Origin of the sequence: Geminicoccus sp. (genome assembly GCF_035556675.1) — a bacterium.
Lineage (GTDB): Bacteria > Pseudomonadota > Alphaproteobacteria > Geminicoccales > Geminicoccaceae > Geminicoccus.
On record NZ_DATMFZ010000251.1, the window covers coordinates 1 to 14,325 of the forward strand.

At 66.4% G+C, this 14,325-nt stretch carries 14 protein-coding genes and 1 tRNA gene; all 15 read right to left on the minus strand.

All coding sequences use genetic code 11. The features are described 5' to 3' along the window. Nucleotides 1-1,212 (minus strand): NADH-quinone oxidoreductase subunit NuoN (gene nuoN, locus VNS22_RS17620; protein WP_325734698.1); only part of this gene is annotated, 1,212 nt, incomplete at its 3' end. Between the two features lie 19 nt (nucleotides 1,213-1,231). Further along, the gene (locus VNS22_RS17625; RefSeq protein WP_325734699.1) at nucleotides 1,232-2,734 is read right to left on the minus strand and encodes an NADH-quinone oxidoreductase subunit M; all 1,503 of its coding nucleotides are present in this window, start codon (nucleotides 2,732-2,734) and stop codon (nucleotides 1,232-1,234) included. 8 nt (nucleotides 2,735-2,742) lie between these two features. Beyond that, entirely contained in the window at nucleotides 2,743-4,665 is a 1,923-nt protein-coding gene (gene nuoL, locus VNS22_RS17630; protein WP_325734701.1) for an NADH-quinone oxidoreductase subunit L, read from the minus strand. A 7-nt stretch (nucleotides 4,666-4,672) separates the two neighbouring features. Further along, complete coding sequence (gene nuoK / locus VNS22_RS17635; RefSeq protein WP_159713111.1) at nucleotides 4,673-4,981, minus strand: NADH-quinone oxidoreductase subunit NuoK; 309 nt, start codon at nucleotides 4,979-4,981, stop codon at nucleotides 4,673-4,675. Beyond that, nucleotides 4,981-5,589, minus strand: a complete 609-nt coding sequence (locus VNS22_RS17640; protein ID WP_325734702.1) for an NADH-quinone oxidoreductase subunit J — start codon at nucleotides 5,587-5,589, stop codon at nucleotides 4,981-4,983. The genes nuoK and VNS22_RS17640 overlap by 1 nt, the downstream gene beginning before the upstream one ends. Nucleotides 5,590-5,644: 55 nt before the next feature. Next, the gene (nuoI, locus tag VNS22_RS17645; RefSeq protein ID WP_325734704.1) at nucleotides 5,645-6,133 is read right to left on the minus strand and encodes an NADH-quinone oxidoreductase subunit NuoI; all 489 of its coding nucleotides are present in this window, start codon (nucleotides 6,131-6,133) and stop codon (nucleotides 5,645-5,647) included. 106 nt (nucleotides 6,134-6,239) lie between these two features. After that, the gene (gene nuoH, locus VNS22_RS17650) at nucleotides 6,240-7,250 is read right to left on the minus strand and encodes an NADH-quinone oxidoreductase subunit NuoH (protein ID WP_325734706.1); all 1,011 of its coding nucleotides are present in this window, start codon (nucleotides 7,248-7,250) and stop codon (nucleotides 6,240-6,242) included. Beyond that, nucleotides 7,243-9,309, minus strand: a complete 2,067-nt coding sequence (gene nuoG, locus VNS22_RS17655) for an NADH-quinone oxidoreductase subunit NuoG (RefSeq protein WP_325734708.1) — start codon at nucleotides 9,307-9,309, stop codon at nucleotides 7,243-7,245. Before nuoG ends, nuoH begins: the two co-directional genes overlap by 8 nt. 21 nt (nucleotides 9,310-9,330) lie before the next feature. After that, nucleotides 9,331-10,614, minus strand: a complete 1,284-nt coding sequence (nuoF, locus tag VNS22_RS17660; protein ID WP_325734710.1) for an NADH-quinone oxidoreductase subunit NuoF — start codon at nucleotides 10,612-10,614, stop codon at nucleotides 9,331-9,333. Beyond that, nucleotides 10,614-11,234, minus strand: a complete 621-nt coding sequence (gene nuoE / locus VNS22_RS17665; protein ID WP_414653376.1) for an NADH-quinone oxidoreductase subunit NuoE — start codon at nucleotides 11,232-11,234, stop codon at nucleotides 10,614-10,616. Before nuoE ends, nuoF begins: the two co-directional genes overlap by 1 nt. Before the next feature lie 38 nt (nucleotides 11,235-11,272). Next, nucleotides 11,273-12,451 (minus strand): NADH-quinone oxidoreductase subunit D, encoded by a 1,179-nt coding sequence (locus tag VNS22_RS17670; protein WP_325734713.1) that lies wholly within the window; start codon nucleotides 12,449-12,451, stop codon nucleotides 11,273-11,275. A gap of 29 nt (nucleotides 12,452-12,480) precedes the next feature. Continuing rightward, complete coding sequence (locus tag VNS22_RS17675) at nucleotides 12,481-13,101, minus strand: NADH-quinone oxidoreductase subunit C (RefSeq protein WP_325734715.1); 621 nt, start codon at nucleotides 13,099-13,101, stop codon at nucleotides 12,481-12,483. Between the two features lie 11 nt (nucleotides 13,102-13,112). Beyond that, on the minus strand, nucleotides 13,113-13,676 hold the full coding sequence (locus tag VNS22_RS17680; RefSeq protein WP_325734717.1) for an NADH-quinone oxidoreductase subunit B family protein: 564 nt from the start codon (nucleotides 13,674-13,676) through the stop codon (nucleotides 13,113-13,115). Further along, a complete protein-coding gene (locus VNS22_RS17685) occupies nucleotides 13,667-14,032 on the minus strand; it encodes an NADH-quinone oxidoreductase subunit A (protein ID WP_325734719.1) in 366 nt (121 codons plus the stop codon). Before VNS22_RS17685 ends, VNS22_RS17680 begins: the two co-directional genes overlap by 10 nt. A gap of 190 nt (nucleotides 14,033-14,222) precedes the next feature. Beyond that, nucleotides 14,223-14,299, minus strand: a tRNA-Asp gene (locus tag VNS22_RS17690). Nucleotides 14,300-14,325: the final 26 nt, after the last annotated feature.

Consider the following 14,325-nt stretch of genomic DNA (forward strand, 5'->3'; position numbering starts at 1 on the left):
GTCGACGGCCGCCTTGAAGACGTAGAACTTGCCGAAGAAGCCCGCCGTCGGCGGGATGCCGGCCAGCGAGAACATCAGGACCGTCAGGATCATGGCCAGGACCGGCTGGCGGCGCGACAGGCCGGCCAGCTCGCTGATGTCCTCGACATAGCTGCCCTGGCGGCGCATCGCGAGGATGCAGGCGAACGTGCCGAGCGTCATGACCATGTAGATCGCCATGAACACCAGCACGCCGTCCACGCCGTCGCGCGTGCCCGCCGCCAGGCCCACCAGGGCGTAGCCGATATTGGCGATGCCGGAATAGGCCATCAGCCGCTTGAAGTTGGTCTGCATGATCGCGGCGAACGCGCCCAGCAGCATCGACGCGATCGCCACGAACACCACGATCTGCTGCCACTGGCCGACCCAGGCGCCGAACGGGTCGATCAGCACCCGCAGCAGCAGCCCCATGGCAGCGAGCTTGGGTGCCGAGGCGATATAGGCGCCGATCGGCGTGGGCGCGCCCTCGTAGACATCGGGCGTCCACATGTGGAACGGCACCACGCCCAGCTTGAAGCAGATGCCCGCGGCAATGAAGACCAAGCCCACCAAGGCGCCGGCCGAGAGCGAGGCGTTCTCATCGCGCAGGAGGCTGCCGATCTGGTCGAACATCACCGTGCCGGTGAAGCCATAGACCAGCGAGATGCCGTAGAGCAGCAGGCCGGACGCGAGCGAGCCCAGGATGAAGTATTTCAGGCCGGCCTCGGTCGAGCGCAGCGTGTCGCGATGGCCCGCCGCCAGCACGTAGACCGACAGGCTCTGCAGCTCCAGGCTCATGTAGAGAGCGAGGAAGCTGTTGGCCGAGACCATCATCGCCATGCCCAGCGCACCGAACAATGCCAGCAGTGGGAACTCGAACCGAGCGATGCGCTCGTCTTCCAGATAGTTCTGGGCGACCAGGATGGCGCCGGCCACGCCGACGAAGATCAGGACCTTGAGGAAGGCCGCAAAGGCATCCATCCGGAAGTGGCCGCCGAACGTGTCGGCCGCCGTCTTGTCCGAGGCCAGGATGATCGCGGCCGCGATCAGGAGCGCCATCGCGCTCAGGGGGCCGATCAGCCGGACGCCGTCCTGTTCGCGCAGGACGCCGACCACCAGGAAGATCAGCCCGGCCAGCAGCAGGAGGAACTCCGGCAGGGCCGGCATCAGGTCGAGGAGCGGTGCTGGGGTCATGGTTCTGGTTCCTTGCCGCTCACTCGTCGGCGACGGCGGCAGTGTCCACCGTCTGGGTCTGCTGGATCAGCTGGGCCACGGCCGGCTCCATCGGCCGGGTGAAGAAGACCGGGTAGATGCCCAGCCACAGCGTCAGGAACACGAGCGGCGCGAAGGCCACGATCTCGTTCCAGCGCAGGTCCTTGATCGACTTCAGGTCGTCCCGGGTGATGGTGCCGAAGATGACCCGCCGGTACAGCCAGAGCATGTAGGCGGCACCCAGGATCATGCCGGTCGCGGCCAGGGCGGCGACCCAGCTGTTCACCTGGAACACGCCGACGATGACCATGACCTCGCCGACAAAGCCCGACGTGCCCGGCAGGCCCACCGACGCCATGCTGAAGAACAGGAAGATCACGGCATAGAACGGCATCCGGTCGGCGAGCCCGCCATAGCGCGAGATTTCGCGGCTGTGGATCCGGTCATAGACCACGCCCACCACCATGAAGAGCGCGGCCGAGACGACGCCGTGGGAGAGCATCTGCACCACGCTGCCCTGGATGCCCAGCGCGTTGGGCGTGAAGCAGCCGATCGTCACCAAGCCCATATGGGCCACCGAGGAATAGGCGATCAGCTTCTTCATGTCCTGCTGCACCAGCGCCACCAGCGAGGTGTAGACCACCGCGATGGCGGAGAGCGTGAACACGAAGGGCGCGAAATAGGCCGAGGCCTCGGGCAGCATCGGCACCGAGAAGCGCAGGAAGCCGTAGCCGCCGAGCTTGAGCAGCACGCCCGCCAGCAAGACCGAGCCGCCGGTCGGCGCCTCGACATGGGCGTCCGGCAGCCAGGTGTGGAACGGCCACATCGGCACCTTGACCGCGAACGCCGCGAACATGGCGATCCACAGCCAGTACTGCATCGACGAGGGGATCTCGGCATTCTGCAGGATGGCCAGATCGGTGGTGCCGGTCTGGAGGAAGATCGCCAGGATCGCGATCAGGAACAGGACCGAGCCGGCCAGCGTATAGAGGAAGAACTTGAACGAGGCGTAGATCCGCCGTGGGCCGCCCCAGATGCCGATGATCAGGTACATCGGGATCAGGATCGCCTCGAAGAACACGTAGAACAGCACCATGTCGAGCGCGCAGAACACGCCGATCATCAGGCTGTCCATCACCAGGAAGGCGACCATGTACTCCTTGACCCGGTGCTCGACCGAGTACCAGGAGCCCAGCACCACCAGGATGGTGAGCAGCGCGGAGAGCGGGATGAACCACAAGGAGATCCCGTCGATCCCCATATGGTACTCCACACCCAGGCCGGGCAGCCACTGGGCGCGCTCGACGAACTGGAAGCCTGGCTGGGCCGGGTCGAAACCCGCCACCAGGAACAGGGACAGGAGGAAGGTGACGCCCGACGTCCACAGCGCCACGCTGCGGGCGTTGCGGATCACCACCTCGTCGTCACCGCGGATCACCAGGATGATCGCTGCCCCCAGGAGCGGGAGGAACGTCACCAGCGAGAGGAGTGGCCAGTCGCTCATGAGATCCCTCAGCGCACGAAGAACAGGTACCAGGTGACCAGCGCGGCAACGCCGATCAGCATGGCAAAGGCATAGTGGTAGACATAGCCGGTCTGGAGCCGGGCCGCCTGCCGCGCGAAGCGGTTGGTGGTGGCCGCCACCCCGTCCGGCCCGAACCCGTCGATCACCATCCCGTCGCCGCCCCGCCAGAACACGGCGCCGATCGCCTTGGCCGGCTGGACGAAGATCCGGTCATAGAGCTCGTCGAAGTACCACTTGTTCAGCAGGAACAGGTAGACCGGACGAAGGGCGCTAGCGATCCGGCCGGGCACGCTCGGCACCAGCAGGTAGAGCACCAGGGACAGGCCGAACCCGGCCACGCCCACGATCAGCGGGGCGAACTTCACCAGCGCCGGAACGTGGTGCATCTCCTCCAGGATGTTGGGCTCCCCGCGCATGACGATCGCACCGCTCCACCAGGCGGCGTCGGGCGCGATCATGCCCTGGGCCAGCCAGCCGGCGAACAGCGCGCCGCCAGCCAGGCAGAACAGCGGGACCAGCATGACCATCGGGCTCTCGTGGACATGCTCCATCGTGTGATGGTCGGCCCGGGGCGTGCCGTGGAAGGTCAGCCAGAGCAGCCGGCCCGAATAGAAGGCGGTCAGGAAGGCAGCACCAATGCCCAGCCAGAAGGCGTAGTGGGCGAACGGCGCATGCGAGGCCCAGGCCGCCTCCAGGATCGCGTCCTTGGAGTAGTAGCCGGCGAAGAACGGGATGCCCATCAGCGCCAAAGAGCCGATCCACATCATCGCATAGGTAATCGGAATCTTGTTCCAGATCCCGCCCATCTTCCGCATGTCCTGCTCGTGGTGCATCGCATGGATCACCGAGCCGGCGCCCAGGAACAAGAGCGCCTTGAAGAAGGCGTGGGTAAACAGGTGGAAGACGCCGGCGCTGTAGGCCGACACGCCGCAGGCGAAGAACATGTATCCCAGCTGCGAGCAGGTCGAGTACGCGATCACCCGCTTGATGTCGTTCTGCACCATGCCGATCGTGGCGGCGAAGAACGCGGTGGAGGCGCCGACGAAGGCGACCATCGCGAGTGCCGTCGGCGCGTACTCGTAGAGCGGGCTGAACCGCGCCACCAGGAACACGCCGGCGGTCACCATGGTCGCGGCATGGATCAGCGCCGAGACCGGGGTCGGGCCCTCCATCGCGTCGGGCAGCCAGGTGTGCAGGCCGAGCTGCGCCGACTTGCCCATGGCACCGATGAACAGGAGCACGCCGATGATGGTGAGCGTGCTGAACTCGTAGCTGAACACTACGATCGTGCTGTCGGCGAACTTCGCGGCATTGGCGAAGATCACGTCGTACTGGACGCTGTCGAACACGAGGTAGCAGGCGGCAATGCCGAGCACGAGGCCGAAGTCGCCCACCCGGTTGACGATGAATGCCTTCATCGCCGCGGCGCAGGCGGAAGCCCGGTCGTACCAGAAGCCGATCAGGAGGTAGGAGGCCACACCCACCCCTTCCCAGCCGAAGAACAGCTGGATGAGGTTGTCGCTGGTCACCAGCATCAGCATGGCGAAGGTGAACAGCGACAGGTACGACATGAAGCGCGGGATCGACGCGTCCTCGGCCATGTAGCCGACCGAGTAGACGTGGATCAGGAAGCTGATGAAGCTCACCACCAGCATCATGCTGGCGGACAGCCCGTCGATCCGGAGCGCCCACTGGGTGTCGAACGAGCCGACCACGATCCAGTCGAACAGGACGACCTTGAACGGCTCACCATAGATGTTGAGAAAGAAGCTCGCGATCGCGCAGGCGGCGGACAGCGCCATGAACCCGCAGGTCACCACCTGCGACGCGCGGTCGCCGATCATGCGGCCGAACAGGCCGGCGATCAGGGCACCGACGAGCGGCGCGAACACCAGGATCGTGTAGAGCATCGCCCGCTCAGCCCCGCATCAGGTTGATGTCCTCGACCTCGATACTGCCGCGGTTGCGGAAGTACACGACGACGATCGCCAGCCCGATCGCGGCCTCGGCGGCGGCGACGGTCAGGACGAACATCGTGAACACCTGCCCGACCAGGTCGTTCAGGTGGGCCGAGAACGCGACGAAGTTGATGTTGACCGAAAGCAGGATCAGCTCGATCGACATCAGGATGATGATGACGTTCTTCCGGTTCAGGAAGATGCCGAACACGCCCAGCGTGAACAGGATCGCGGCCAGCGTCAGGAAATGGGAAAGAGGTATCGCCATCACACGCCTGCCCCGGTGTCGACCTTGCGCAACTCGACCGTGTCCTGCGGCCGGCGATGGACCTGCTCGGCGATGTCCTGGCGCCGCAGCGTGCCGCGCGGGCGCAGGGTCAGCATGATGGCGCCGATGATCGCCACCAGCAGGATCACGCCGGCTGCCTGAAACAGGTAGAAATAGTCGGTATAGATCACCCGCCCCAGCGCCTCGGTGTTGGTGACGGCCGGATCGCTCGGGATCGGCGCCGCGGTCTGGAACCCGCCGGCGAACGCCCAGCTGCCGGTGACCAGGATCAGCTCGGCCAAGAGGATCACTCCCACCAGCGCGCCGATCGGCCAGTAGAGCCTGGCGCCCTCGCGCAACCGCCGGAAGTTCACGTCGAGCATCATCACGACGAACAGGAACAGGACCGCGACGGCGCCGACATAGACGACCACCAGGATCATCGCCAGGAACTCGGCCCCCAGCAGGAGGAACAGGCCCGCCGAGTTGAAGAAGGCCAGGATCAGGAACAGCACGGAATGGACCGGATTGCGTGAGGCGATCACCATCACGGCACACCCGACCGTCACGGCCGACAGCAGGTAGAACAGAGCCAGTTCGATCGTCATCGCTCACCAACCACGAGGCCAGGGTCGGCCGGTCTTTGTCGTTCGCACCGCATGTTCAGCGATACGGCGCATCGGCGGCGAGATTGGCCGCGATCTCGCGCTCCCAGCGCTCGCCGTTCGAGAGCAGCTTCGCCTTGTTGTAGAACAGCTCTTCGCGCGTCTCCGCGGCGAACTCGAAGTTCGGACCGAGCACGATCGCATCCACCGGGCAGGCCTCCTCGCAGAAGCCGCAATAGATGCACTTGGTCATGTCGATGTCGTAGCGGGTGGTCCGGCGGCTGCCGTCCGCGCGCGGCTCCGATTCGATGACGATGCACTGGGCCGGACAGACCGCCTCACACAGCTTGCAGGCGATGCAGCGCTCCTCGCCGTTGGGATAGCGGCGCAGGACGTGCTCGCCACGGAAGCGCGGGCTGAGCGGTCCCTTCTCGTAGGGATAGTTGATCGTCACCTTCTTCTTGAACATGTAGCGCAGAGTCAGGGCGAAGCCCTGGACCAGCTCCTGCCAGAGGAAGGTGCGTGCCGCCCGGTCGAGTGCGGTCATGTCCTGTCGATCCCCACATCCCATACCGGCGCCGGAGCCCGCTCTTCCGGGGCTGTTCCGGCGCCGCATCCAATCGGCAACAAGGTCGTCGCTTAGAGCGACCGTCTCAATTCGGCAGCAGGTCGAACGCCACCAGGAAGCCCGAGGTCAGCACCACCCAGAGCAGCGACAGCGGCAGGAACACCTTCCACCCCAGCCGCATGAGCTGGTCGTAGCGGTAGCGCGGCAGCGTCGCCCGGGCCCAGATGAACACGAACAGCACCAGGCAGATCTTGAGGATGAACCAGATCGGGCCCGGCACCCAGTTCAGGGGTGCTATGTCGAAGGGTGGCAGCCAGCCGCCCAGGAACAGGATCGAGGCGATGGCGCTCATCAGGATCATGTTCGCGTACTCGCCGAGGAAGAACAGCGCGAACGCCATCGACGAGTATTCGACATTGTAGCCGGTGACCAGGGTCGCCTCGTCCTCGGGCAGGTCGAACGGGTGCCGGTTCGTTTCCGCCAGGATCGAAGCGAGGAACAGCATGAACATCGGGAAGTGCGGGATGAAGTACCACAGGCCCCGCTGCGCCTCGACGATCGTGCTGAGGTTGAGCGAGCCGGCACAGAGCAGCACGGTCACGATGATCAGGCCGATCGAGATCTCGTAGGAGATCATCTGCGCCGAGCTGCGCAGTGCGCCCAGGAAGGCGTAGCGTGAATTGGACGCCCAGCCCGCCATGATGATGCCGTACACACCCAGCGAGCTCACCGCCAGCAGGTAGAGGACACCGACATTGATGTCGGAGATCACCAGCCCGACACCCATCGGGATCACCGCCCAGCCGATCATGGCCAGCGTGAAGGTGATCATCGGCGCCAGGATGAACACGACCTTGTTGGAGGTCGCGGGAATCACCGTTTCCTTGAGGAACAGCTTCGCGCCATCGGCCAGCGGCTGGAGCAGGCCGAACGGGCCGGTGGTCATCGGCCCCTGGCGCAGCTGCATGGCGCCGATCACCTTGCGCTCGGCATAGGTGAGATAGGCCACGGCCACCAGGAGCGGCACCACGATCAGCAGGATCTGGCCGACGATGATCAGGATGCGCAAGACGGCATCGAGGAGGGGCTCACCCATGGGTCCCGGTCGCCTTGATCGAGTGTTCCGCCAGGCGGAGCTTGGTGCATTCGGCCATCACCGCGGATGCCCGGGCGATCGCGTTGGTCTGGTAGTACCCGGTGATCGGCGACACGAACGGTGCCCGGTCGAACCCGAGCTCGCCCGGCCCCGCCGCCCGCTCCCAGGCCGCCGGCACGATCACATCCGGGGTCGCCAGGACCGGGGCCAGCTCGGCCAGCCGCGCCCGCACCGCACCCAGCGTGTCCAGCGGCACGGTCACGCCCAGCACGTCGGACAGTGCGCGCAGGATCTTCCAGTCCTCGCGTGCCTCGCCCGGCGGCATGACCGCGAGCTTGGCCCGCTGCGGCCGGCCCTCGGTGTTCACGTAGGTGCCGTGCTTCTCGGTCCAGGCGGCACCCGGCAGGATCACGTCGGCACGCGGTGCCGAGCGGTCGCCATGGTGGCCCTGGTAGATCACCTGCACGTCGGGGCTGAGCCCGGACAGGTCCAGCTCGTCCGCGCCGATCAGGAACAGGACGTCGACCCCGCCGGCCAGCATGCCGGCCACGTCCAGCCCGCCCTGCCCCGGCACCAGGCCCAGATCCAGGCCGGCCACCCGCGAGGCCGCGTGGTGGAGGACGTTGAAGCCGTTCCAGTCCCCGGTGATCGCACCGAACTCGTCGGCGACCCGCATCGCCAGCTCCAGCACCGCCAGCCCGTCGGCCCGCGCGGTGGCGCCGCTGCCCAAGATCACCATCGGGTTCTGCGCGGCGCGCAGCTGCTCGGCGAAGCGGACGCCGCCGGCCAGCAGGTCGGACAGGGTCTGCACCCCGGCACCCAGGTCCTGGACCTCGTAGGTCAGGTCGATCCCGGCCGCACCGATCCGGCCCACCGGCATCGGGATCTGCCGGGTGCGCTTGCGGATCCGGGCGTTCAGCACCGCCGCCTCGTGGCGCGGGTTGGTGCCGACCAGCAGGAGCGCGTCGGCCCGTTCGATGCCTTCGATCGTGCTGTTGAACAGCCAGGAGGCGCGCGGGCCGTAGCCGAGCTTGCTGCCGTCCTGGCGGCAGTCGACGTTCGGCGTGCCGATCCTGGCCGCCAGCTCCTTGACCAGCACCATGGTCTCGGCATCGACCAGGTCGCCGATCACGAAGCCGATCCGCTCCGGCGCGGTGCCCTTCAGCCGCGCTGCGGCCGCGTCCAGGGCGGCGCGCCAGTCAGCCGGCTGGAGCTGGCCGTCCCGGCGGACCATCGGCCGGTCGAGGCGGCGCTTCTTCAGCCCGTCATAAAGGAAGCGGCCCTTGTCGGAGAGCCACTCCTCGTTGATCCCCTCGTGCAGCCGCGGAACGATCCGCATTACCTCGTTGCCGCGGGCATCCACGCGGATGTTGGAGCCGACCGCGTCCGAGACGTCGATCGACTCGGTCTTGCGCAGCTCCCAGGTGCGGGCCTTGTACTCGTAGGGCTTGGAGTTCAGCGCGCCCACCGGGCATAGATCGATGATGTTGCCCTGCAGTTCCGAGGTGAGCGACGCCTCGATCCAGTTGGTGATCTCCATGTGCTCGCCGCGCTGGACGGCACCGAGTTCCTCCACGCCCGCCACCTCGTCGAGGAAGCGGATGCAGCGCGTGCAGTGGATGCAGCGCGTCATGTGGGTCGAGACCAGCGGACCCAGATATTTGTCGACGACCGGGCGCTTGTTCTCGGTGTAGCGCGACTGGTCCGGCCCGTAGAACAGGGTGATGTCCTGCAGGTCGCACTCGCCGCCCTGGTCGCAGATCGGGCAGTCCAGCGGGTGGTTGATCAGGAGGAACTCGAGCACGCCGCGGCGCGCCTTGTGCACCAGCGGCGTGTCGGTCTTGATCACCATGCCGTCGGCGGCCGGCATGGCGCAGGACGCCACCGGCTTCGGCGACTTCTCCATCTCGACCAGGCACATCCGGCAGCTGCCGGCGATGTTGAGCCTGGGATGGAAGCAGAACACCGGGATCTCGCGGCCCGCGGCCTCGCAGGCCTGCAGGACGGTCGACCCGACCGGCACCTCGACTTCGATCCCGTCGACGGTCAGCTTCGGCATACTAACGTTCCGATCCCGTCCTCAAGCCGCCAGCCGCCGGGCTTCGCCCTGCTCGCGGATCCTTCGTTCCAGTTCCGGCCGGAAATGCCGGATCAGGCCCTGCACCGGCCAGGCGGCGGCGTCGCCCAGCGCGCAGATGGTGTGGCCCTCGATCTGCTTGGTCACGTCCTGCAGGAGGTCGATGTCCTCCAGGCGGCACTCGCCCTTCACCATCCGCTCCATCATGCGCCACAGCCAGCCGGTCCCTTCCCGGCACGGCGTGCACTGCCCGCAGGATTCGTGCATGTAGAACTTGGACAGCCGGGCGATCGCCTTCACCACGTCGGTCGACTTGTCCATCACGATCACGCCGGCCGTGCCCAGGCCCGAGGTGACCGCGCGCAGCGAATCAAAATCCATCAAGACGTCGTCGCAGACGGATTTCGGCAGGAGCGGCACCGAGGAGCCGCCCGGGATCACCGCCAGCAGGTTGTTCCAGCCGCCGCGCACGCCGCCGCAATGCTTCTCCAGCAGTTCCTTGAGCGGAATGCCCAGCTGTTCCTCGACCGTGCAGGGCCGGTTCACATGCCCGGAAATGCAGAAGATCTTGGTGCCGGTATTGTTCGGCCGGCCGAGCCCCGCGAACCATTCCGGGCCGCGGCGCAGGATGGTGGGCGTGACCGCGATCGATTCGACGTTGTTGATCGTGGTCGGCCGGCCGTAGAGGCCGACCATGGCCGGGAATGGCGGCTTCAGGCGCGGCTGGCCCTTGGTGCCCTCCAGCGCTTCCAGCAGCGCCGTTTCCTCGCCGCAGATATAGGCGCCCGCCCCGCGATGGACGTAGAGGTCGAAGGACATGCCCGAGCCGCAGCAGTCCTTGCCCAGGTAGCCCGCCTCATAGGCCTCGGCCACCGCCCGCTCCAGAGCCTGAGCCTCGCGCACGAACTCGCCGCGGATGAAGATGTAGCCGGCCGTGCAGCCCATGGCCGCCGCTGCGACCACGCAGCCTTCCACCAGCTTGTGAGGGTCGTGGCGCAGGATCTCGCGGTCCTTGCAGGTGCCGGGCTCCGACTCGTCGGCGTTCACCACCAGATAGGTGGGCCCGTCCGACTGCTTGGGCATGAAGGACCACTTCATGCCGGTCGGGAAGCCCGCACCGCCGCGGCCGCGCAGGCCGGACTTCTTGATCCCGTCGACGATCGCCTCGCGACCGAGCAGGATCAGGTCCTTGGTGTTGCTCCAGTCGCCGCGCGCCCGGGCACCGTCGATCCAGGGCGAGTGCTCGCCATAGAGATTGGTGAAGATGCGATCCTGGTCACGCAGCATCAGGCACCCGCCTCGTCATTGGCCGACCGGGACTCGGCAGCAGTCTCGAACAGCGTGGTCTTGCCGCCAGCCGGCATGGACCCCTGGCGGCCGGTCTGCGAGCCGGGCTTGGGCGTCTCGCCACGCTTGAGCGCAGCCAGCACCGCCCGGGCCTTCTCGTAGTCCAGATCCTCGTAGAAGTCCTGGTCCACCCAGAGCACCGGCGCGTTGGCACACGCACCCAGGCACTCGAACTCGCGCAGGAAGAAGCGGCCATCCGGCGAGCTTTCGCCGATGTCGCACTCCAGCTCGTCCTTGGCTGCACGGACGATGTCGTCCGACCCGCACAGCCAGCAGGGCGTGGTCGTGCACACCCGGACCTGGATCGGTCCCACCGGCCGGGTGTTGTACATGTCGTAGAAGGTGGCGACCTCGTAGACCCGGATCTTCGCCACGTTCAGCAGTTCGGCGACATGGTCCATCGCCGCCTTGGGCAGCCAGCCGCCATGCTGGTCCTGGGCCAGCTGCAGGAGAGGCAGCATGGCGCTCTGCTGGCGTTCGGCCGGATAGCGCGCGCGGATCTGTGCGACCCGCTCCTGGTTCTCCGGCGAGAACGCGAAGGTCTCGACGTCCGGGGCCATCGCGCCATAGGGGCGGGTGGCGATGTGCTCCGCGCTGCTCACCGGTCGATCTCTCCGAACACGATATCCATGGCGGCGATGATCGCCACCACGTCGGCCAGCATGTGCCCCTTGCCCAGGGCATCAAGGGCCTGCAGATGCGCATAGCCCGGCGAGCGGATCTTGCACTTGTACGGCCGGTTGGTGCCGTCGCCCACCAGGTAGACCCCGAACTCGCCCTTGGAGCTTTCCACCGCGGCGTAGACCTCGCCGTTGGGAACGTGGACGCCCTCGGTATAGAGCTTGAAGTGGTGGATGAGCGATTCCATCGACCGCTTCATCTCGGCGCGCGGCGGCGGGGTGACCTTGCGGTCGTCCGGCCGCACCGGCCCTTCCGGCATCTCGCGCAGGCACTGGCGCATGATCTTCAGCGATTCGCGCACCTCGGCCACCCGGACGAGGTAGCGGTCGTAGCAGTCGCCGTTCTTGCCGACCGGGATGTCGAAATCCATCCGGTCATAGCAGTCGTAGGGCTGCGCCTTGCGCAGGTCCCACGGCACGCCGGCGGCCCGGATCATCGGCCCGGAAAAGCCCCAGTCCATGCACTGCTCGACCGTGAACTTGCCGATGTCCACGGTGCGCTGCTTGAAGATCCGGTTCTCGGTGAGGAGGTTGTCCATGTCGTCGAACACATGGACGAAGGAGTCGCACCAGGCACCGATCCGGTCCGCGAGGCCGGCCGGCAGGTCGCGGTTGACGCCGCCGAAGCGGAAATAGTTCGCGTGCATGCGCGAACCCGACACTTCCTCGTAGAAGCCCATCAGCTTCTCGCGCTCCTCGAACCCCCAGAGGAGCGGGGTCATGGCGCCGACGTCCAGCGCCATGGTGGTCAGGTTCAGCAGGTGGTTCATGATCCGGGTCAGTTCGGAGAACAGGACCCGGATATATTGCGCCCGGAGCGGCACCTCGATGCCGAGCAGCTTCTCGACCGCGAGCACGTAGGCGTGCTCCTGCATCATCATCGAGCAGTAGTCGAGCCGGTCGAAATAGGGGATGCTCTGCAAATAGGGCCGGTACTCGATCAGCTTCTCGGTACCACGGTGCAGGAGGCCGATATGGGGGTCGGCCCGCTCCACCACCTCGCCGTTCATCTCGAGGACGAGCCGCAAGACACCATGGGCCGCAGGATGCTGCGGGCCGAAGTTCATGGTGAAGTTGCGCATCTGGATCTCGGGCATCGCCCCAGGTCACTCCGTTCGGCGACAGGTCAGTTGGATGCCTTCTCGTCACCCGGGAGCAGGCCGCTGCCTTCCCACGGGCTGAGGAAGTCGAAGCTGCGGAAGTCCTGGCGCAGCTTCACCGGCTCGTAGACGACGCGCTGCTGCTCGGGATCGTAGCGCATCTCGACATAGCCGGTCAGCGGGAAGTCCTTGCGCAGCGGGTGGCCGTCGAAGCCGTAGTCGGTCAGCAGGCGCCTGAGGTCGGGATGGTCGGAGAACATCACCCCGTACATGTCCCAGGTCTCGCGCTCGAACCAGTTGGCGGTCGAGAACACCGGCACCACGGACGGCACCGGCGTGAACTCGTCGGTCGCCACCACCACCCGGATCCGCCGGTTATGCTTCATCGAGAGCAGGTGGTAGACCACGGTGAAGCGCTGCTCGTTCTCGGGCCGGTCGACTGCGGTGACGTCGAGCAGGACCTTGAACAGGCAGCCCGGGTCATCGCGCAGCACGGTCAGCACGTCGACGATCCGCTGGGCCGGCACCTCGACCGTCAGCTCGTCATAGGCGATCCGCGCATCGAGCAGGCGGTCGCCCAGGAGCTCGGCGCAGTGCGCCTGCAGGGGCGCCAGCACATGGGCGGGTTCGGACGTTGCTTCGCTCACGTTCGCATCCATCAACGGTCGATGGTGCCGCGCCGACGGATCTTCCGCTGGAGCTGCATGATGCCATAGAGCAGCGCTTCCGCGGTCGGCGGGCAGCCGGGAACATAGATGTCCACCGGCACGATCCGGTCGCAGCCGCGTACCACCGAATAAGAATAATGATAATAGCCGCCGCCGTTGGCGCAGCTGCCCATGGAGATGACGTAGCGCGGCTCGGCCATCTGGTCGTACACCTTGCGCAGCGCCGGGGCCATCTTGTTGCACAGCGTGCCGGCGACGATCATCACGTCCGACTGGCGCGGGCTCGGCCGGAACACGATGCCGAACCGGTCCAGGTCGTAGCGTGCCGCCGCCGTGTGCATCATCTCGACCGCGCAGCAGGCCAGCCCGAAGGTCATCGGCCACATCGAACCGGACCTGGCCCAGTTCACGAGGTCGGTCAGCTTGGTGACGATGAAGCCCTCGTCCTTGAGCCCGGCATCGACCCGGGCGAACAGGTCGGTGGGCGCCGGCGGCGTGGCGGGCGTGGCCGGCACGGCGCTACCGGTCTGGTCGCGCACCGTGGTCAGTCCCATTCCAGAGCCCCTTTCTTCCACTCGTAGAGGAAGCCGATCGTCAGAACGAACAGGAAGAACATCATCGACCAGAAGCCGAACACGCCGATGGTTCCGAGCGAGATCGCCCAGGGAAACAGGAAGGCGACTTCCAGGTCGAAGATGATGAACAGGATCGCCACCAGGTAGTACCGGACGTCGAACCGGCCGCGCGCGTCCTCGAACGGCTCGAAGCCGCACTCGTAGGCGGACAGCTTCTCGCTGTCCGGGCGCTGGCGGGCAGTCAGCATCGAGGCCACGATCATCACGAGGGACAGGCCTGCGGCGATTGCGATGAAGATCAGGATCGGCAGGTATTCCGCCAGATAGCCTTGCATGCGCTCCACTCGTCCTCGGCCACGGCTCTTCGCACCGCAGCGCGGGCGGAACATAGTAGCGGCCCGCGGTTACGCCAAGCGTGCAAGCGCAGCCAAGGGCCGATCGGCTGCCATGCACGCAGCGCAGCAATCGCCCCTGGAAGGGCGACCCGCGGCTGGTTCGATCAGTGATGTATGGAGGGGTACGGGATGGCGAGGATGACGGGACTTGAACCCGCGACCTCCGGCGTGACAGGCCGGCACTCTAACCAACTGAGCTACATCCCCGTGCCGTGGCCGGGTGATTAGTGCCC